The following is a 19,582-nucleotide window of genomic DNA, read 5'->3' on the forward strand; positions in this document are numbered from 1 at the left end:
GCGCCGGTGTGCCAGTGTGTGGGGGTGGCCAGCAGCACGCCTGCTCCCGCGGAGGCCTACGCCGCCGCCCGGAGCCGGGCCGCACGTCCGAACCTGACGGAGTTCGTCTCGGGTCTTCCCTTCGAGCTGGACGGGTTCCAGCTCAGCGCGTGCTCCGCGCTGGAGGACGGGCACGGGGTGCTCGTCTGCGCCCCGACCGGGGCCGGGAAGACCGTGGTGGGCGAGTTCGCCGTCCACCTGGCCCTCGCGCGGGGGCAGAAGTGCTTCTACACGACGCCGATCAAGGCGCTGTCCAACCAGAAGTACGCCGATCTGGTGGCCCGGCACGGCCCGGACGCCGTCGGCCTGCTCACCGGCGACACCGTGATCAACAGCGGCGCGCAGGTGGTCGTCATGACCACCGAGGTGCTCCGCAACATGATCTACGCCGGGAGCGGGGCGCTGGAGCACCTGGCCTACGTCGTGATGGACGAGGTGCACTACCTCGCCGACCGGTTCCGCGGCGCGGTGTGGGAGGAGGTCATCCTCCAGCTCCCCGAGCACGTGGCGCTGGTCAGCCTCTCGGCCACCGTCAGCAACGCCGAGGAGTTCGGCGACTGGCTGGTCACCGTGCGCGGCGACACCACCGTCGTCGTCGACGAGGTGCGCCCGGTGCCGCTGTGGCAGCACATGATGGTCGGCAGCCGGTTGATGGACCTGTTCGCGGGGGAGGACGAGGCCGGGGAGCTGCAGGTCGATCCCGATCTCGTGCGGTACACCCGCGACCTGGACCGCCAGAGCGCCGTGTGGGACCGCGGTCGCGGCCGGGGGCGGGCGGGGAACGGCCACGGCGGGGGCGGCAACGCGCGTTCGGCCAACCGGTTCCGGCCGCCCAGCCGCACCACCGTCATCGACCGGCTCGACCGCGACGGGCTGCTCCCCGCGATCACGTTCGTGTTCAGCCGGGCCGGCTGCGACGCCGCGGTCGGCCAGTGCCTGCGCTCGGGCCTGCGCCTGACCAGCGAGGACGACGTCGAGGAGATCCGGCGCATCGTCGAGAAGCACACCTCGGAGCTGCCCCAGGCCGATCTCGCCGTGCTGGGTTACTGGGAGTGGCGCGAGGCACTGGAGCGGGGGATCGCCGCGCACCACGCCGGCATGCTGCCTGCGTTCAAGGAGACGGTGGAGGAGCTGTTCGTCCGCGGGCTGGTGCGCGCGGTGTTCGCCACGGAGACGCTCGCGCTGGGCATCAACATGCCCGCCCGCACGGTCGTCCTGGAGCGGCTGGTCAAGTTCAACGGCGAGAGCCACGCCGAGCTCACCCCGGGCGAGTACACGCAGCTCACCGGGCGCGCCGGGCGCCGCGGCATCGACGTCGAGGGCCACGCGGTGGTCGTGTGGCAGCCGGGCACCGACCCCGTGCAGGTCGCCGGGCTGGCGTCGACCCGGACCTACCCGCTGCGCAGCTCGTTCCGGCCCGGCTACAACATGGCCGTCAACCTGGTGGGCAGGCTGGGCGTCGACGCGGCGCGCGACCTGCTGGAGCAGTCGCTGGGGCAGTTCCAGGCCGACCGCTCGGTCGTCGGCATCTCGCGACGCATCGAGCGCAACGCCGAGGCGCTGGCCGGGTACGAGGAGTCGATGCGCTGCCACCTCGGCGACTTCGCCGAGTACATGGGTCTGCGCCGGCAGGTGTCGGACCGGGAGAAGGCACTGTCGCGCCTGGGCGTGGCCCAGAGCCGCGACGCCGCCGCTGCCTCCCTGCGCACCCTGCGGACCGGTGACGTCATCGCGGTGCCCACCGGGCGCCGCGCCGGCCTCGCGGTCGTCCTCGATCCCGGGGTGGACCCCGACGGCGATCCGCGCCCGCTCGTGCTCAGCGAGGACCGCTGGGCCGGACGCCTCTCGCCCGCCGACTTCACCGCTCCCGTCGAGCCGCTGGGCCGGATGCGACTGCCCAAGCGGGTCGACCACCGCGCCCCGCGGGTGCGCCGCGACCTCGCGTCGTCGTTGCGCAACACCGGGATCGTCGCGCCGCCCGCCCCGCGGCGGCGCGGCCGGGCCGACGCCGACGACGGCGACCTGGCGGCGTTGCGCCGGGCCCTGCGCGCCCATCCCTGTCACGGCTGCGACGACCGCGAGGTGCACGCCCGCTGGGCGGAGCGGGCCGGGCGGCTGGAGCGCGAGACCGAGCAGCTGCGCCAGAAGCGGCAGGCCACCACGCATTCGCTGGCCCGGGCCTTCGACCGCATCCGCGGGCTGCTGTCCGAGCGCGGCTACGTCGACGGCGAGGAGATCACCGAGCACGGCGCGCGGCTGGCCCGGATCTGGGGCGAGTCGGACCTGCTCACCGCCGAGTGCCTGCGCCACGGCGTGTGGGACGGCCTGGAGGCCGCGGAGCTGGCGGCCGTCGTCTCCGCGCTGGTGTACGAGACGCGCCGGGACAACGGGCCGGTGCCGCGGGTGCCGTCCGGGCCGGTGAGCGAGGCGCTCGCGGCGACCGTCCGGGTCTGGGCCGAGCTCGACGCCGACGAGCGCCGCCACCGCGTCGACCGGACCCGGGAGCCCGACCTGGGCTTCGCCTGGCCGATGCACCGGTGGGCGCGGGGGGAGTCGCTGTCGGCGGTCCTCACCGCAGCCGAGCAGAACGGGTCCGAGCTGTCGGCGGGGGACTTCGTGCGCTGGTGCCGGCAGGTGCTCGACCTGCTCGACCAGATCGCCGGGGTCGCGGGCCGGTCCGGCGGGGTCGGCCGGGTCGCCGTACAGGCCGGACGGGCCGTGCGCCGTGGCGTGGTGGCCGTCGGGGCCACCTGATCTGCCGGTTCGGCTGCGCCGCGGCGGGTCGCTGTGCTTGGATCCCGCAGAAGGATCTCCGCCACGAGGTGATCACCGGAAGGCAGGAAGGTCGGCGATGACGACGCCCGAGGGCCCCGCGCACGGCAACCCGGCCGACCGGCCCGCCTGGGGCACCCCGCCCGCGGGGGGCTGGGGCGAACGGCCCTCCGGCGCCGCGCAGGCGCGCTCGTGGAGCGAGGACGGCGCCCCGGCCGAGCCGCAGCGCGCCGAGTCCGGGGGTGCCACCGCCGGGACCGGGCGACCCGAACCCGACGGGTCGGTGACGCGTATCGAGCAGCCCGGTTCGTGGGGGCCGCCGAACGGCCCGGCCCCGAACGGCCCGGCCCCGGGCGTCTGGGGCCCCACCGGCGGGTCGCCTGCCGGGGGTGTCCCGCCGCAGTGGGGTCCGAACCCGCAGGCCCCGGCGTGGGCCCAGCAGCCCCCGCCCAGTGGCGGGTGGGCTCCGGCGCCGCAGCAGCCGTACCCGGGTGGCCCGCAGCCGGCGTACCCGGGAGCTCCGCACCAGTGGGGGCCGCCGGGCTACCCGCCGCTGCCGGGCCCGCCGAGCGGCCCGCCGCGGCGCTCGCGCACCCCGCTCGTCGTCGGCGCGGTGGTGCTGGCCGCCGTGGCGCTGGTGGCGCTCCTCGCGTTCGTCGCCCCCGGGTTCGCCTACACCACCGTCTTCGACCGCGTGCAGCTCCAGGCCGGGGTGCAGCGGGTGCTCGTCGAGGACTACCGGTACAGCGACGTCGGTGAGGTGGTGTGCGGCGACCCCGCGGCCGCGCCGATCACGGTCCGGACCGGCGCCACGTTCACCTGCACGACCACGATCGAGGGCGTTCCGGCCACCGTGCCCGTCACCGTCACCAGCGACGACGGTGGCTACGACGTCAGCAGGCCGGCCTGATCCGGCCCGCGCGGCACCCCGCCCGGGCAGGATCGCGGTGGTGACCCACCACGTCCGCGTGCTCGATCCCGACGAGCTGCGCGCCGCCCACACCCTGTTCGCCGCGGCCCTGCACCTGGACCCGCTCGACGACGAGAGCTGGGAGCGGCGGCGGCACAGCTACCTGCCGGGCCGCACGCTCGGGGTCTCCGACTCCTCCGGGCTCATCGGTACGACCATGTCCTTCCCGGCCCGGACGGCCGTGCCGGGCGCCGCGCTGCCGACCGCCGCCGTGTCGCGGGTGGGCGTGCGGGCCGACCGCACCCGCCGCGGTGTGCTGTCGGAGTTGATGCGTGCCCAGTTCGACGACGCCGCGGTGCGCGGTGAGGTGATCGCGACGCTGCGGGCCAGCGAGGCCCGCATCTACGGCCGCTTCGGGTACGGGGTGGCCACGCGGGCGCGCGAGGTCACGGTGGGCACGCGCGGTGGCCTGCGCGACGGCGCGCCGCCGGGGGGCACGGTCCGGATGCTGCCCGCGGGCGACATCGTGGCCGCGACGGCCGCCGTCCACGCGCGGATCGCGCTGGACCGGGTCGGTGGGATGACCCGCCACGAGCAGCTGTGGGACCAGGGGATCGGCAACCGGGTCCGGCGCCACGAGCACGTCGTCGCCGCCGTGCACACCGGCCCCGGCGGCGACGACGGCTACGCCGTCGCCGTGCCCGGTGGCTCCGACGGCGGGTTCGCCGACCGCGCGCTGCGGGTCACCGACCTGCACGCGGCCGGCGTCGACGCGACCGCGGGCCTGTGGCGCTTCCTGCTCGGCCTCGACCTGATCGGGCGGGTCGAGGGCTGGATGCGTCCGGTCGACGAGCCGCTGGAGCTGCTGCTCGCCGACCCCCGCGACTGCCGCGTCACCGGCGAGACCGACGAGACCTGGCTGCGGATCCTCGACGTCCCCGCCGCGCTCGCCGCCCGGTCCTGGGGCCCGGGCCGGCCGGTGCGGATCGCCGTCCGCGACCCGCTGCGGCCGCGGAACGAGGGCGTCTACCGCATCGGCGAGGGGCGGGCCGAGCCCGTCGACGCAGCACCGGAGCTGCAGTGCGACGTCGCCGCGCTGGCCATGGCCTACCTGGGCGACCGCGCCCCGTCGCAGCTCGCCGCCACGGGATGGTGGCACGTGCACGACCCGGCCGCCGTGGCGCGCGCCGACGCCGTGTTCGCCACGGCCACCCGCCCGTGGTGCGGCACGTTCTTCTGACGATTCTCCGCGACCGCTGTAACCCCCGGCCCGCCCCCGGCATCGGTACCGGTGAGAGCCCACCACGAGAGCGAGGAGCCTCCGATGTCCGAGTGCTACGACGCCACAGCCACCACCGTCGCCCCGAGCAGCGAGTTCGTCGACACCGACGGCGACGGCTACGCCGAGACCATCGTCACCGACACCGACGGCGACGGCTACGTCGACGAGGTCCTCACCGACATCGACGGCGACGGCCTCGTCGACATCGGCGAGGTCGACACCGACGGCGACGGCCACGCCGACGTCGTCGCCGTCGACTCCGACCGGGACGGCGTGGCCGACGTCGCGTTCGTCGACACCGACTTCGACGGCACGGCCGACGCGGTGGTCACCGCCGACGGCGGGCCGTTCCCCAGCGGGAGCGGCGGCGAGGAGCCCTACACCGTTCCGGACGACGCGGCCCGGTCCTGAGAGGTCAGCGACCGAGTTGTTCCCTCACGGCGGAGCGGGCCCGATGGATCCACACCTTCACGCTGTTGAGCGGGGCCTCCATGAGTTCGGCGACCTGTGCGTAGGACAGGCCGCCGACCCACAGCAGCAGCGCCTCCCGGTGCTTGGGGGGCAGCGTCTCCAGGGCACCCTGCACCGTCATCGTCTCCACGAGGACGTCGGCGAAGGGGGTGGCAGCCGACGCGGGCGGGCGGTCGTCGAGCTCGTCGAGCACCGTCTCCGGGCGGCGGCCGCGGGCCCGGATCACCCCCAGCGCGGCGTTGCGGGCGATCGTGAACACCCACGCCCCGAACGGGCAGCGGCCCTCGAAGCGGTGCAGGTTGCGCCAGACCGCGATCTGGCACTCCTGCAGGGCGTCGGCCGCGTCGGCGCGGTTGCCGGTCAGGCGCAGGCACAGGGCGTGTGCCTGCCGCTCGGCCCCCGACCACAGGGCGCGGAACGCCTGTTCGTCGCCGCCGAGGGCGGCGGCGACCAGCGCGGCCTCGTCGGCGGGTTCGGCGGGGTCGTCGTCGGGATCCGGGAACGGGCCCATCGTCCTCCTGCTCGCACCACACATCGGTCAGGTCATGGATCGTGGCCCGCCCGGCGATCGTTAACCACATCATGTCGGACGAAGGGAGCGGTTCGATGACCGACGGGGCGCGGGACGAGTTGCGCGAGCTGCTGTTCGACGGCGTCGGGCCACCTGCGGATGCGGACGCGATGTTCGAGCGCACGTTCGCGGCGACCGGTGACGACGGCGCGCACCTGCTGCCGCCCGGCGACCTGTTCGACGGTGACGGCGACGGGCCCGACGACCCGGCGCCCGACGACCCGGCGCTCGACGACCCGGCGCCCGACGACCCGGCCCTGCTCGACGACGTCGCCGGGCCCGTCCCCGACGGCGACCCGGTCCTCGACGAGGACCTCGCCGACGACTGGTCGGATCCGGCCGCCGGCGCGTCCGACCCGGAGCCCGCGGTCGTCGAGCCGGCCGCGCCCGACGAGCCGTTCGACCCCACGTCGGGATGGTGAGTGCCGATCCGCTCACGGCACTGCGCGACCTGTGCCGGGACGGGGCCGGGCGCGCCCGCGACGAGCGGCTGCGCGCCGAGCTCGTCGCGATCGGGGGCCAGCTCGACCGCCCGCTGCAGCTGGCCGTGGCCGGTGCCGTCAGCGCGGGGAAGTCGACGCTGATCAACGCGCTGCTGCGGCGCCCGGTGGCACCCGCCGACGCGGGGGAGTGCACGCGGCTGGTCACCTGGTACGAGCACGGCGAGGACGGGGTGGTGCACGTCGAGTGCGCCGACGGCTCGGCCCGCCGACTGTCACTTGTCGACGGGCGGGTGCCCGACGACCTCGGGGTCGCCGCCGAGCAGGTCGTCCGGCTGCGCGTCCAGCTCGACGACCCGACGCTGCGCACCGTCACCGTCATCGACACCCCGGGCGTCAACACCGTGTCGGCGGAGAACGAGGACGCCACGCGGCGGCTGCTGTTCGGCGACGCCGCCGCCGAGCACGCGCAGGCGCTGCTCTACGTGCTGCGCTACGTCCAGCGCTTCGACGCCGACACCCTCGAGGAGTTCCGGGCGCTGTCCGCGGCGTGCGGGATGACCGCCGTGAACACCGCCGCGGTGCTCACCCAGATCGACCGCCGCGGTGACGACGACGACCCGTGGCCCACCGCGCGCCGGCTGGTCGCGAGGGCGTCGGCCGACCTCGGGGGCCGCGTCCTCGACGTCGCCCCGGTGATCGGGCTGCTCGCCGAGACCGCCCGCGCCGGCCGGCTGGGGCCCGCCGAGCTGGCCGCGCTGCGCGAGCTGGCCGCGCTGCCCGTCGAGGAGCTCGACGACCTGCTGCTCGACCTCGACGAGTTCACCACCGACGACTTCGGTCCCGTCGACCTGCCGACCCGGCGCGTGCTGGTCGCCCGGCTGCACCGCTACGGCATCCGGGAGGCCGTCGCCCGGCTGCGGGAGCGGCCCGGGACCGGCCGGGTCGAGCTGCACCGCTGGCTGGCCGGGCGGTCCGGCTACGGCGCCGACGTGGCCCCGGACGGGGCGACCCAGGCCTATGAGCTGGGGACCGACGAGGTCGGGGTCGAGGGGCCCGACCCGACGCGCACCCTCGCCGACGTGCTGGACCGGTTCGCCCGCCACGCCGGGCGGCTCAAGGCGTTCGCCGCGGTCGGCCGGATCCGGGCGCTCGCCCGGCTGGCCGAACGGGACGGGGGTGTGGATCCGGCCGACGGCCCGCTGGTGGCCGAGCTGCGCGCGGCCGTCGACGAGAGCCGCCCGGTCACGGCCGGCCTGCGGGGACTGCGGATCCTCGCGGCGTGCGCCGCGGTCGGGCGGGGGCAGCTGCGCCTGGACGAGGACATGACCGCCGAGCTGATGCGCCTGGCCCGCCACGACGACCCCGCCACCGGCCTCGGCCTGCCGCCGACGTGCACCGCGGCCGACGTCGTCGTGGCGGCGGGGGAGGCCTCGCGTCGGTGGCGGCGGGTGGTGCAGCTCGCCGGGCCGACGGTCGGCGGGCAGCGGGCCCGCGACGTCCTGGGTGCGCTGGAGGACATCGCGGCCGCGGCGTTCGTCGCGGCCGGCGGGGCGGCGGCGGGTTCGCCGGATGTCGCCCTCCCCGACGGCGCAGGCCGGCGGGGCGACCCCGCGGAGCCCCCGCCCCTGCCGGGCGTGGGGCAGCGCGCCGGGGTGCACCGCGTCGCCCGGACCGGTTCCGGCCCCGCCGCCGTCCTGGATCCCGACACGCTGGACCGGCTGGCCGCCTCGACCGCGCTGGGGGAGCGGGAGCGGGCGGCGGTGACGGCCCTGCTCGCCTCCGCAGGCCCGGCCGTGCTCGTGGGGGCCGCGCCGGATGCATCCCCCACCGAGGTCGTCACGGGGGCCGCCGAGCTCGCCGGCCGGTTCCGCGCGCTGCTGCACCGGCCGCTCCCGCCGCCCGAGCGGCGCGCGCTGCGGGCGATCTGCGAGGTGTTCGAGTCGATCGTGCACGGCGGAGGGACGACATGAACCCAGGAGCGGTCGCCGGCGTGCTGCGGCTGGCCAACGAGGTGCACGGGCTGGCCCGGGCGGCCGGGCGCACCGACATCAGCGGGCCGCTGGCCGAGCAGGCCGGCCGCTGGAAGGACACCACCGCCACGCTGGTGCTGGCCGGCGCCCAGAAGCGGGGCAAGAGCCGGCTGCTCAACTGCCTGGTCGGGCACCCCGACCTGCTCCCCGTCGACGCCGACATCGCCACCCACACCCAGGTGGCGGTGGTGCGCGGCCCGGCGCTGCGGGTCACCGTGCACCGGGCCGACGGCAGCTCGGCCGACGTCGACCCGACGCAGCTGCCCGCCTACGCGTCGGTGCTCGGCGATCCCGCGGTGCTGCGCGAGGTCACCGGCCTGCAGGTGTGCCTCGACGAGCCGCTCCTCGACGGCCTGCGCCTCGTCGACACCCCGGGGGTGGACAGCCTCACCCTCGGGCACCGGCACGCCACGATGGGCGCGCTGTCCGGCGCGGACGCGCTGCTGTTCGCCGTCAGCGCCCAGGACCAGCCGATCCTGCGCCACGAGCTGGAGTTCCTCGCCGAGGCGGCGGACCGCATCGCCTCGGTCGCGTTCGTGCTCACGAAGGTGGAGGACTCCACGTCGTGGCGCGACCTGCTGCGGGAGAACCGGGAACGGCTCGCCCGGTTCTGCTCGGGCCTCGACCCCGTCGTCGCGACACGGCTGACGGAGGCACCGTGGCTGCCGGTCAGCGCCAAGCTCGGCGAGGCCGCGCTGGCCCTGGAGAGGTCCGGGCACTCCGACCGGGCGCAGGCGCGGCTGGAACGCAGCGGGCTGCCGGCGCTGCGCCGCCACGTCCGGCGGTGCGCCGAGCGCCGCGAGCTCGTGCGCGCCGGGGGCGTGCTGGCCCTGGTCGTGTCCGGGTTGCGGGCGCTGGCCGAGCCCGAGCAGGACCGCGCGGCCGGTACCGAGGTGGCGGGGATCGAGGTGCGCCGCGCCGTCGTCGACGCCGAGATCGAGGCCCTGGCCCGGCTGCGGCGGGAACGCCGCCGCCGCAGCATCGACCACCAGACGCTGGGCAGGCGCGTCTCCAACCGCGCCCGCGCGCGGCTGGAGGGCTACCGGCGTACCTACGAGCGCGAGATCGGTGACCTCGCGACCCCGGCCGCCGTCGCCCGCTACGCCGAGTCGCTGCCGGGCAGCATCGAGCGCACGCTCGGGGCGGCGTGGCAGGAGATCGTCGCCGACACCGAGCGCACCGTCGCCGACGCCCTGCCGCGCTACCTCGTCGAGATGGGCGTCGATCCCTCCGAACTCGACGCGGTGGCGATGGAGGCCCCGGCCCGGGCACCCGGCCACCTGCACGCCGCGGGATCCGGCGGGAGGTTCGACGTGATCGGCGAGGGCGTGCCCGCGCTGATGATGGCCGGCAGCGTCGGCTATCTGTCCTCGCACGCGTTCGTCGGGCTGGCGTTCGGCCTGCCGTTCCTGCTCCCCGTCGCGATCGGCGCGGCGCTGGCGGGCACGCTGCTCACCCACCGCCGCCGCGTCGCCGAGGCCGCCCGCAACCGCGCCGCCCTGACCAAGGCGCTGACCGACGCGTTCTCGGTGGCGGTCAACGAGATGGTGCTCGCCGTCGACCAGGCCGTCGCCGCCTGGCGCGGAGGGGCCGAGCAGGCGGTGGACGCGGCGTTCGCGGTGCGCCAGCAGGAGCTCGACGCCAGGCGCCGGGAGCTCGCCGGTCTCGCCGCGCAGGACGCGGCGGAACGCCGCAGGTCGGCGGCGAAGGCGGAGGACAGCCTGCGCGCGCTGACCGAGGCCCAGGAACGCGCGCAGACCCTGGGCGCGGAGCTGGCCGAGGCGATGCGCGCGACGGCGTAGGCCCGGCCGACCCAGGGGGACGGCGGCCGCCGCTACCGCAGGCGGACGAGGAGCCCGGCGTCCGCGCAGCCGTCGCCGGGGGGCGCGTCGGGGACGTGCCTGCCGAGCACCGTGTCCCCGATGCGGCCCACCGGCTCCACCCAGCCGGGGGCCGAGGCGAGCACCCGGGCGGCGTCGGGGTCGGCGCGGACCAGGTGGGAGCCGCCGGTGCCGTCCGCGACCCCGACGAGCAGCTCCGGACCGTCGGGACGGACGCGGGGGGCGTCGTCGGGGCGGGCCGCCGCGGGGGAGCCCAGCAGGGCGGGCCAGCGGCCCAGCTCGCGGCGGCGCCCGTCGACCAGCACGTGCAGGGTGAACCCCCGGCCCGGGGCGAGCCGGTCCACCGCGAGCCCGAACGCGTGCGGGCCCGCCGCCACCCAGCGCACCGCACCGCCCGGTGGCCGGGGCAGGAACAGGCGCCGGTCGGTGCCGTGGCGCAGGTCGGCGTAGCTCTCCAGCCCCACGCTGGTGGCCAGCAGCCAGCGCCCGGCGGCGCCGAGCACCTGCTGCGCCCACGGGGTGCGGCCCGGCTGCGGCTGCTGCTCGGCGACCTGCACGACCTCGCCCGACGGGCCGACCAGGCTCAGCGCCTGGCGGTGCGGATGCGCGGTGATCACGGCGCAGGACCGGCCGTCGCCGAACAGCGCAGGCGCCGAGCTGGACGGTCCGTCCGGGTCGAGGAAGCGGCGCGCGGGGTCGGCGTACCGGTAGACGGCCGGTCCCAGGGCCACCACCGGACCGGCTGGTGTCCCCGGCCGCGCCCCGAGCGGGAACACCTGGACGGCGAGCGAGCCGGTCTCCCCGGGGGCCTGCCCGTCGACGAGGTGGGTGTCGGGCGACCGTAGCACCGCCCACGCGACCGGCCCGTCGGCCAGCAGGAACGGTCGGTACGGGGTGGGCAGCACGCTGGTGGCGCCGACCGACAGGTCCCGGCCCAGGGTGTGGCAGCGCAGCTCGCCGTCGCGGCGCTCGGCGACGACGACCCCCGCCGCGGACACCGCCCAGCCGACCAACCGGCCGAGCCGGATCTTGTGGTCCGCCCGGCCCGTGCGGGGGTCGACCCGGGCGATGCGGTGCGCCCCGCCGGGCCCGTCCGGCGCCGACCAGGTGTAGAGCCGGCCCGCCGCGACCCGGGCGTCGAGCACCGCCTCGGCGAGGGTCGCCAGGCCCCGAGCCGCCTGGGCCGGGGCCGGAGTCGGGGCGGAGTGGGCGGGTGGTGTCCGGGGCAGCGCCGGGTCCGGGCGGCCGGGCCTGCCCGGGGCGACCGGCTGGGCGACCGGCTGGGCGACCGGAGACGCGGTCCGCGGCGCGACCGGCGGAGTGGTCGCCCCCAGTGACCGCCACGCCGCGCCCAGCGCCACGGCCGACTTCGGGTCCCGACGGGTGCGGACCAGGTCGCCGTGCGCGTCACGCAGCACCCGCTCCACCAGCGGCGTGCGGCTCGAGCCGCCGGTCAGGAACACGGCCGCGGGCTCGGTGTCGGCCAGGGTGCCGGCGAGGATGCGGGCGCTGCGGCGCACGTCGTCACCGATGAGGGCGTCGAGCTCGGCCCGGCTGACGTGGACGTCGGTGTCGGCGCCGATCACGTACCGGCTGGTCGTCTCGGCCTCGGACAGCGCCTCCTTCGCCAGCCGCGCCTCGGTGAGCAGGTCGGCGGCGGCGGCGAGCCAGGCCCGCTCGGGGTTCGTGGCGAGCTCGGCCCACCAGTGCGGCGCGGAGTGCGCGAGCTGCTCGCCGACGTGCCGGTAGACGAGCTGGTCGAAGACCTCACCGCCCAGGTCCGGGTCCCCGCCGGGGGTCCCGAGGACCCGGAACCCGCCCCGCTCGGCGGCCAGCACCGCCGTGTCGACGCTGCCGGCGCCCAGGTCGTAGACGGCCACCGGGCCGTCGACGCGGTGCTCGCGCGCGTAGTGCACTGCGGCCGCCACGGGCTCGGCGACCAGCTCGACATCCGCCCGGGGAAGCACCCGCGCGGCCACCTCGCGCAGCTCGTCACGCTGCGGCGGCGTCCACGCGGCCGGGTGGGTGAGCACGATCCGGGCCGGATCGCCGTCGTGGCGACGCCTGCCCTCCTGCACGAACAGCGCCAGCACGGCGGCGAGTGCGTCGACGGCGGACACCGGCTGCCCACCGAGCAGCATCGGCGCCCGGCCGACGTAGCGCCTGGGGTTGCGCTCGGCGCGGTCGGGCAGCCGGCCCACCATGCGCTCGGCGTAGGCGCCGGCGAGCAGGCGCCCGTCCTCGGTGAGCAGGACGGTGGACGGCACACGGCGGTCGCCGCCCACCTCCAGCAGGTCCACCCCACCGTCCACGGCGGCGGCGCCCGCGGAGAAGCTGGTGCCGAGGTCGACCCCGAGGCCCCACCGCGTCACGTGCTGCTCCCACGCCCGGGCGCCGTCGGGTGCGGCGCGTGATCCGTGCCGACACGGTACGTCCCGCGGCCCGGGAGGTCGCCCGGTGGCCCGCCCGATCGCAGTGGCGTGGCTCTACTGCAACCGGGCTGGAGTGAAGCCACGCCACTGCAGCTCGGCGGGGGCGGGTCAGCGGGCCATCGCGGCGCGCAGGCGCTCCACCGAGCCGCCGATGCCCCAGCGCTCGGCGAGCGCGGCGAGCCGTTCCGGGTCCACGGGCTCCGCAGGGAGGACGTCGGGGCGGTCCAGCCGCACGTCGGCGTCGACGGCCACCCGCACCACCGGCTCCACCACCGACAGGTACGGCTCGGCCGCGGCGAGCTTGGCCCGTACGGGCGCGGAGAGCCGGGTATCGGTGCGGTCGGTGACCGCGGCCCGCAGGGCGGCCCACGACTCGAAGCGCCCGACCAGGGTGGCGGCGGTCTTCGCGCCGATCCCGGGGACGCCGGGCAGGCCGTCGGACGGATCGCCGCGCAGCATCGCCATCTCCGCGTACGCCGCACCCGCCCGCCCGATCGGCACCGTGTACTTCGCGGCCACCTCGGCCGGGCCCATCAGCTCAGCCTTCGCCAGCCCGCGCCCGACGTAGAGCAGCCGCACGTGCACCCCGCCGTGCTCGGCATCGGACACGATCTGCATGAGGTCCCGGTCGCCGCTCACGGCCAGCACCGGGTCGGCCGTCTCGGTCGCCGCGAGCGTGCCGATGACGTCGTCGGCCTCGTAGCCCACCGCGCCGCCGGTGGCGATCCCCGCCGCCGCCAGCACCTCCAGCAGGATCGGGACCTGCGGCGCGAGCGTGTCCGGCACCTCCTCGGGCACCCCGGCGGGCGCGGTGTCGGGCTCCCCGGGCACGCGGTGCGCCTTGTACGTCGGCAGCGCGTCGACGCGGAACGCGGGCCTCCAGTCGAGGTCGAGACAGGCCACCAGGCGGGTGGGCCGGTGCTCGGTGACCAGCCGCGACACCATGTCGGTGAAGCCGCGGACGGCGTTGACCGGCGTGCCGTCGGGCGCGGTGATCGACTCGGGCACGCCGTAGAAGGCCCGGAAGTACAGGCTCGCGGCGTCCAGCAGCATCAACGTGGGTGCGCGCACGGTGTGAGAGCTTGCCGGAATACCCTGCTGCCCATGACACCGGCCGTTCCTGCGCTCGCCGAGAGGATCCGACGCGCCGGGGAGGTGGCGGCCTCCCACGACGTCGAGGTCCTGCTGCTCACCCCGGGCACCGACCTGCGCTACCTGCTGGGGTACGGCGGGGCGAGCCACGAGCGACTCACCTGCCTGGTGCTGCCCGCCGCAGGCCACCTCGCGCCGCCGGCCATCGTGGTGCCGAAGCTGGAGGCCCCCGGCCTGGCCGCGCTGCCGCTCGCCGAGCTCGGCGTCGAGGTGCTCACCTGGACCGACGGCGAGGACCCGTACCGGCTGGTCAGCGACCTCGCGGGCGGTCCGACGCGGATGGCGGTCGCCGACTCGATGCCGGCGTCGCACGTGTTCGGGCTGCGCGACGTCTTCCCCGACGTGGCCCAGACGCTGGCCGGCCCGGTGCTGCGCGAGCTGCGGATGCGCAAGGACGCCGGCGAGGTCGCGCAGCTGCGCGCGGCCGGGGCCGCCATCGACCGCGTGCACGCCCGCATGGCGGAGTTCCTGATGGTCGGGCGCACCGAGGCCGAGGTGGGCGAGGCCATCACCGCGGCGATCCTGGACGAGGGGCACACCGAGGCCGCGTTCGTCGTGGTCGGGTCGGGCCCGCACGGCGCCAGCCCGCACCACGACGTGTCCGGCCGAGTCATCGAGCGCGGCGACGTGGTGGTGGTCGACATCGGCGGCCCGCTGCCCGGCGGCTACAACTCTGACTCCACCCGCACCTACGCCGTGGGCGGCGAGCCGCCCGCCACGATCCGCGAGGCGTACGCGGTGCTGCAGGACGCGCAGGAGCGCTCGGTGGCCGCGGTGCGGCCCGGCGTCACGGCCGAGTCCGTGGACACCGCCGCGCGCGAGCCGATCACCGAGGCCGGGCTGGGGAAGAACTTCGTGCACCGCACCGGGCACGGCATCGGCCTCGACGTCCACGAGGAGCCCTACATCGTCGGCGGCAACCCGATCCTCCTGGAGCCGGGCATGGCGTTCAGCGTGGAGCCCGGGGTCTACCTCGAGGGCGAGTGGGGCGCGCGGATCGAGGACATCGTCGTGGTCACCGCGGACGGCTGCGAGCGCCTCAACACCCGCCCGCGGGACCTCGTGGTGCTGCCCGGCTGATCGGGACCTGCCCGGGCGTCGTTCGGGCCTCGGTCGGGCCTCGTCCGGCCGGTTTCGCTGCGTGTCGGCCAGGTTCGCTGCGTGTTGACGGCCGCTGTCCTGCCGTCGCCGGCGGAATCCGACGGCCGGCCCGGCCATGGTCGTCGGCCTGGAAGGTGTGGAGGTGTCTGACGCGCCATCGTGCCCGCGGCATGGTCTGCGGCTCTCGCCGTGGCTCCGCTGCTTGATCGTCGTCCGGGTAGGGGCGGGCGTGTCCGACGCGTCGGGGCGTTCCGAGCCGGTGATCACGGCCGCCCCGCCCGCCCACCCCCGGCTGGCGTGGCTCGATGCGGGGCACCGCCTGCTCCCACGGCCGTCATCGGGAAGCCCCGGCCAGTGCCCCGGCGCGTGTCACCGGCCCGCGGCCCGGCCCACGTGTCGGCCGGTGTCTCGGCCCGTATCCCGCCCGGGGCGATCGCGCCGGGCGGCGACGTCGCCGGTTCGGGACGCAGTGCCGAACTCCGCGGGCATCGGCGAATCGGCCGCGTCCGGGCGAGCCCGCGTCGGGCGCCCGGTCAGGCCGGGGTCGGCACCGCGGCGCCGGTCTCGACCCGGGCCCGCCCGTCAGCCCCGGCGACGCAGGCGGCGGCCGGCAGCCCGGACCGGACGAAGTCGCCGACGCAGCGGCCCATCTCCGCGTGGGCGGCGGCGGTGGGGTGGAACGACTCCTGCGCGAGGTGGTAGCCGACCGCGTCGAGGCCGCCGTAGACGAACGCCTCCGGGTCCACGGTGATCCGGCGCTGCCACTCCTGCGTGTACGGCGTCCGGGTGCACGCCTCGTAGCCCTCGGTGGCCCGGACCATGTCGAGAAACCGGGTTCCGGTGCGCTCCGCGACCCCGCGCAGCGTGGCGGAGAGGGCCGGGAACAGGACGGTGCGGCCCCACCCGGCGTCGGCCCGGCTGTAGGGACACCCGCGGGCCCCCTGCAGCGGCAGCATGAGCTCGGTGACCGGGGAGGCGTACGAGGCAAGCACGAGGGTGTAGGCCGCGTCGGCGTAGCCGGCGAGGCGCATCGCGGCCCGCACGTCGCGGACGACCCCCTCGACCCGCGGCGCGACCGCGGCCATCCGCTCCGCGACCAGCGGCCCGAGCGTCTCGCGACACGGCGGCTCGATGACGTCGAGGAACGCGCGGATGCAGGCGATCCCGGTGCCCGTGAGGTCGGCCTCGTCGTTCGCCCCGACCTGCACGACGACGTCGGTGACGCGGTGGCTGCGGGCGACCTCCACCAGGCGCTGCGCCTGCGAGCCCTCGGTGTGGTGCGTGCCGTCGCCGAAGCCCACGTCGGCGGCCTCGGCCCCCGAGCAGGCGAGGTTGACCGACTCCGTGGCCAGCGCCGTGCGGTGGACGTAGGCGTGCGCGGACCGGTGGCACCAGTTGCCGTCCTCGCCGCGCGTGCCGGGCTCGTAGTCGCCCGCCCCGTCGCCCGACGCCGCGCTGTCGCCCAGCACGACCACCGCGGTCGGCAGCGCCGCGGCGGCGGCCGGCGCGACCGTCAGCGCCCCGGCCACGCAGAGGGCGGCGAGCACGACGAGGGCACGGATCCGGATCACGTGAAGGACGCTAGACACGGAGGCCGAGGCTGACCAGGGCACCGGCCGACGGCTGTGGACGGACCGGCGGGTTACGCCATGTGGAGCACACCCGGCTCACCCAGCGCGACGGCGGTCACCCCGTCGGCGCGAGGTTGTCCACAGGTCGCGTCCGGGGATCGACTCCGGGGAACTCCGGGGTGTTCTCCGGACGTTCACCCACTGACGGCGGGACGCGGATCGTGGACCGTCGGAGACGAGCGACGAGACCCGTCGCACGAGAGGAGCCCCTCGTGGCATCGACCCTGACCCGCCCGCGACACGGGAAGGTCATCGCCGGCGTCTGCGCCGGCCTGGCGGAGCGGTTCGGGCTCAGCCCGTTCATCGTCCGCCTGGCGTTCCTGCTGTCCTGCATCCTGCCCGGCCCGCAGTTCGTGGCCTACCTCGTCCTCTGGGTCATCATGCCCAAGCGCAGCGTCTGAGCCCGGCGGGGTAGACAGGCGGGGTGTCCCGCACCCTCCTGCTCGGCGCCCGGGTCCTCGACCCGGGTGCCCCCTCCGGGCCCGCCGCCGTCGAGATCGTCGACGGTGTGATCACCCGCGTCGGCCCGGCCGCGCCGGAGCGGGGCCCGCACGTCGTGGCCCTCGACGGGGCGCTCGTCACGCCCGCGTTCGTCGACGCGCACGTGCACGCCACCGCCACCGGCCTGCTCGCCGACGGCCTGGACCTGACCGCCTGCCCGGGCCCGCGCGCCCTGCTCGACGCGGTCGCGGCCCGGGTCGCCGCCCGTCCCGGTGCGCTGGTGTGGGGCCACGGCTGGCAGGACCAGGACTGGCCCGACGGGCCGCCGACCCGCGCCGCGCTCGATCGCGCCGCGGCCGGAGCACCGGTGTACCTCAGCCGCATCGACGTGCACTCCGCGCTCGCGTCCACCGCGCTGCTCGACCGCGCTCCGGCGGTCACCGGCGCGGCCGGCTGGTCGGACGGCCCGCTGACGGGCGACGCGCACCACCACGCGCGCCGCGCGGCCCTGGACGCCGTCGACGACACGACCCGCGACGCCGCGCAGCGCACGTTCCTGGCCGCGGCCGCGGCCCACGGCATCGGCGCCGTGCACGAGTGCGCCGGCCCGGACATCTCCTCGGTCGCGGACCTGGCCGCGCTGCGCCGACGGCCCGGGCCCGACGTGATCGGCTACTGGGGTGAGGCGGTGACGACCGTCGCCGACGCCCGCGCGCTGCTCGGCGCCACCGGCGCGCACGGCCTCGCCGGTGACCTGTTCGTCGACGGCTCGATCGGCTCGCGTACCGCCGCGCTCGCCGCGCCCTACACCGACGCGCCCGGCTGCACCGGCAACCGCTATCTCGACGCCGACGCGGTGGCCGCACACGTCGTCGCCTGCACGCAGGCCGGCACGCAGGCGGGCTTCCACGTGATCGGCGACGCCGCGGCACAGGTGTTCGTGCAGGGTCTGGAGCGGGCGGCGGCGGCCGCCGGGCCGGAGGCGGTTCGCGCGGCGCGGCACCGCGTGGAGCACCTGGAGCTGGTCGACGCCGACCAGATCGCCGCACTCGCCCGGCTCGGCGTGACGGCGAGCGTCCAACCGCTGTTCGACGCCCTCTGGGGCGGCCCGGCCGGGATGTACGCCGAGCGGCTGGGCGCCCGCGCCGCCGGGATGAACCCGTTCGCCGCGCTGCACGCCGCGGGGGTGCGGCTCGCGCTGGGCTCCGACGCCCCGGTCACCCCGCTGGGCCCGTGGGCGGCCGTCCACGCCGCGGTCGCGCACCGCACCCCCGGGTCCGGGCTGACGCGCGCGCAGGCGGTCCACGCGCACACCGTGGGCGGGCACCGCGCCGCCGGCGACGCCGACCCGCTCGCCGGGCGACTCGTCGTCGGGGCCCCTGCGTCCTACGCGGTCTGGGAGGGCGAGCGCTGCCTGCGCACGGTGCAGCGCGGCGCGACGTTGCACGACACCCTGCAATCCACGGCGGGATGACCTGTGGCACCATTCGCCCTGTGATCGACCGGACCGGGCCCGCGTACGGGCGCTGTCCGGGGTGCTGTCGCCCCTGCTGACACCCCCGGCCCCGTCCGCATGCCCGCTCTCCGAGCGGCCCGCACGTCTGCGAAACCCGATGACCCCCGATCTCTCCGGGCACACCGTGCTCGTGCTGCACGCCCACCCCGACGACGAGGCGATCTTCTCCGGCCTCACCCTGCGCCGCCTCGCCGACGCGGGCGCGCGCACCGTTCTGGTGCTCGCCACCGCCGGTGAGCTGGGCGGCTCCCGCGTCCCCCTGCGGCCGGGGGAGACCGTGCCCGAGCGGCGCATCGCCGAGCTGGAGCGGGCCGCCGCGCTGCTGGGGGTGTCCCGGCTGGTGTTGCTCGGCGGGCGCGATTCCGGCCTGCCCGGCGGCCCCGGCACCGCCCACCCCCGGGCACTGGCCCGGGCCGATCCGCTGCTGCTGGCCCGGCGCGTCGCCGAGCTGGCCGACGAGGAGGGCGCCGCGACCATCGTCCACGACGACGAGCAGGGCATCTACGGCCATCCCGACCACGTCGCCGCGCACCGCGTCGGCGCCCTCGCCGCCGAGCTGACCGGGGCCACCGCGTACCGCACCACCGTCGACCGGGAGCACCTGCACGTCAGCGCCCGTGACCGGCACCTGGTGCACGGCGCCGCCCGGGCCGCGGCCACCCCGTTCGGGCGGGCCACCGTCGAGATCGCCCTGGCCGTCACGGGGACCGCGGCCCAGCTCGACGTCAAGCGCGCCGCGATCGTCGCGCACGAGAGCCAGCTCGCCCCCGACGACGTGCCCGTCGACGGCTTCGCGGCGGCGTACGGCTACGAGTGGTACCGCCGCAGCGGCCCGCCGGGCGTCCTGGACCGCCTGGGCAACGCCCACCTGCTCGCCGCTCCCCGAACCTGACGGCCGCGGGGCCTCGCCCGTCCGCAGCTCCCGCCGAAGTTGCAGTGGGGTGGCTTCA

15 protein-coding genes are annotated in these 19,582 nt (G+C 76.8%); 11 read left to right on the plus strand and 4 right to left on the minus strand.

Annotated elements, in window-relative coordinates:
- Window positions 1–18: 18 nt before the first annotated feature.
- The 4 genes from Q1K26_RS20790 (at window position 19) to Q1K26_RS20805 (ending at window position 5,414) form a co-directional block, all read left to right on the plus strand.
- Entirely contained in the window at window positions 19–2,793 is a 2,775-nt protein-coding gene (locus tag Q1K26_RS20790) for a DEAD/DEAH box helicase (RefSeq protein ID WP_300015549.1), read from the plus strand.
- A gap of 97 nt (window positions 2,794–2,890) precedes the next feature.
- Entirely contained in the window at window positions 2,891–3,721 is an 831-nt protein-coding gene (locus Q1K26_RS20795) for a DUF4333 domain-containing protein (RefSeq protein ID WP_300015552.1), read from the plus strand.
- Between the two features lie 40 nt (window positions 3,722–3,761).
- On the plus strand, window positions 3,762–4,961 hold the full coding sequence (locus tag Q1K26_RS20800; RefSeq protein WP_300015555.1) for a GNAT family N-acetyltransferase: 1,200 nt from the start codon (window positions 3,762–3,764) through the stop codon (window positions 4,959–4,961).
- Between the two features lie 84 nt (window positions 4,962–5,045).
- A complete protein-coding gene (locus tag Q1K26_RS20805; protein ID WP_300015558.1) occupies window positions 5,046–5,414 on the plus strand; it encodes a hypothetical protein in 369 nt (122 codons plus the stop codon).
- Between the two features lie 4 nt (window positions 5,415–5,418).
- Here Q1K26_RS20805 and Q1K26_RS20810 read toward each other — a convergent pair whose 3' ends face one another.
- Entirely contained in the window at window positions 5,419–5,985 is a 567-nt protein-coding gene (locus Q1K26_RS20810; protein ID WP_300015561.1) for an RNA polymerase sigma factor, read from the minus strand.
- Between the two features lie 95 nt (window positions 5,986–6,080).
- On the opposite strand from Q1K26_RS20810, the gene Q1K26_RS20815 reads away from it, so the two are divergent.
- The 3 genes from Q1K26_RS20815 to Q1K26_RS20825 are packed head-to-tail and all read left to right on the plus strand — an operon-like array spanning window position 6,081 to window position 10,320.
- Window positions 6,081–6,467 carry a hypothetical protein gene (locus Q1K26_RS20815; protein ID WP_300015564.1) on the plus strand — a complete coding sequence of 129 codons (387 nt, stop codon included), beginning with the start codon at window positions 6,081–6,083 and terminating at the stop codon, window positions 6,465–6,467.
- Window positions 6,464–8,458: a dynamin family protein gene (locus Q1K26_RS20820; protein ID WP_300015567.1), complete on the plus strand. Its 1,995-nt coding sequence runs from the start codon at window positions 6,464–6,466 to the stop codon at window positions 8,456–8,458. Before Q1K26_RS20815 ends, Q1K26_RS20820 begins: the two co-directional genes overlap by 4 nt.
- A complete protein-coding gene (locus Q1K26_RS20825; protein ID WP_300015570.1) occupies window positions 8,455–10,320 on the plus strand; it encodes a dynamin family protein in 1,866 nt (621 codons plus the stop codon). Before Q1K26_RS20820 ends, Q1K26_RS20825 begins: the two co-directional genes overlap by 4 nt.
- 32 nt (window positions 10,321–10,352) lie before the next feature.
- Here Q1K26_RS20825 and Q1K26_RS20830 read toward each other — a convergent pair whose 3' ends face one another.
- Window positions 10,353–12,731 (minus strand): Hsp70 family protein, encoded by a 2,379-nt coding sequence (locus Q1K26_RS20830; protein WP_300015573.1) that lies wholly within the window; start codon window positions 12,729–12,731, stop codon window positions 10,353–10,355.
- Window positions 12,732–12,899: 168 nt separating this feature from the next.
- A complete protein-coding gene (locus Q1K26_RS20835; RefSeq protein ID WP_300015716.1) occupies window positions 12,900–13,844 on the minus strand; it encodes a 5'-3' exonuclease in 945 nt (314 codons plus the stop codon).
- A 51-nt stretch (window positions 13,845–13,895) separates the two neighbouring features.
- Between Q1K26_RS20835 and Q1K26_RS20840 the strand changes: the two genes are divergently transcribed.
- Complete coding sequence (locus Q1K26_RS20840; RefSeq protein WP_300015576.1) at window positions 13,896–15,023, plus strand: Xaa-Pro peptidase family protein; 1,128 nt, start codon at window positions 13,896–13,898, stop codon at window positions 15,021–15,023.
- Window positions 15,024–15,577: 554 nt separating this feature from the next.
- Here the strand turns inward: Q1K26_RS20840 and Q1K26_RS20845 are convergent.
- A complete protein-coding gene (locus tag Q1K26_RS20845) occupies window positions 15,578–16,615 on the minus strand; it encodes an SGNH/GDSL hydrolase family protein (protein ID WP_300015579.1) in 1,038 nt (345 codons plus the stop codon).
- 272 nt (window positions 16,616–16,887) lie between these two features.
- Between Q1K26_RS20845 and Q1K26_RS20850 the strand changes: the two genes are divergently transcribed.
- The 3 genes from Q1K26_RS20850 to Q1K26_RS20860 all read left to right on the plus strand — a co-directional run bounded on the left by Q1K26_RS20850 (window position 16,888) and on the right by Q1K26_RS20860 (window position 19,524).
- The gene (locus Q1K26_RS20850; RefSeq protein WP_300015582.1) at window positions 16,888–17,076 is read left to right on the plus strand and encodes a PspC domain-containing protein; all 189 of its coding nucleotides are present in this window, start codon (window positions 16,888–16,890) and stop codon (window positions 17,074–17,076) included.
- 107 nt (window positions 17,077–17,183) lie between these two features.
- Window positions 17,184–18,590 carry an amidohydrolase family protein gene (locus Q1K26_RS20855; RefSeq protein WP_300015719.1) on the plus strand — a complete coding sequence of 469 codons (1,407 nt, stop codon included), beginning with the start codon at window positions 17,184–17,186 and terminating at the stop codon, window positions 18,588–18,590.
- A 139-nt stretch (window positions 18,591–18,729) separates the two neighbouring features.
- Window positions 18,730–19,524 carry a PIG-L deacetylase family protein gene (locus Q1K26_RS20860; RefSeq protein WP_300015585.1) on the plus strand — a complete coding sequence of 265 codons (795 nt, stop codon included), beginning with the start codon at window positions 18,730–18,732 and terminating at the stop codon, window positions 19,522–19,524.
- Window positions 19,525–19,582 lie beyond the last annotated feature (58 nt).

Source organism: Pseudonocardia sp. (assembly GCF_029263155.1).
In the GTDB taxonomy this organism is placed as follows: Bacteria; Actinomycetota; Actinomycetes; order Mycobacteriales; family Pseudonocardiaceae; genus Pseudonocardia.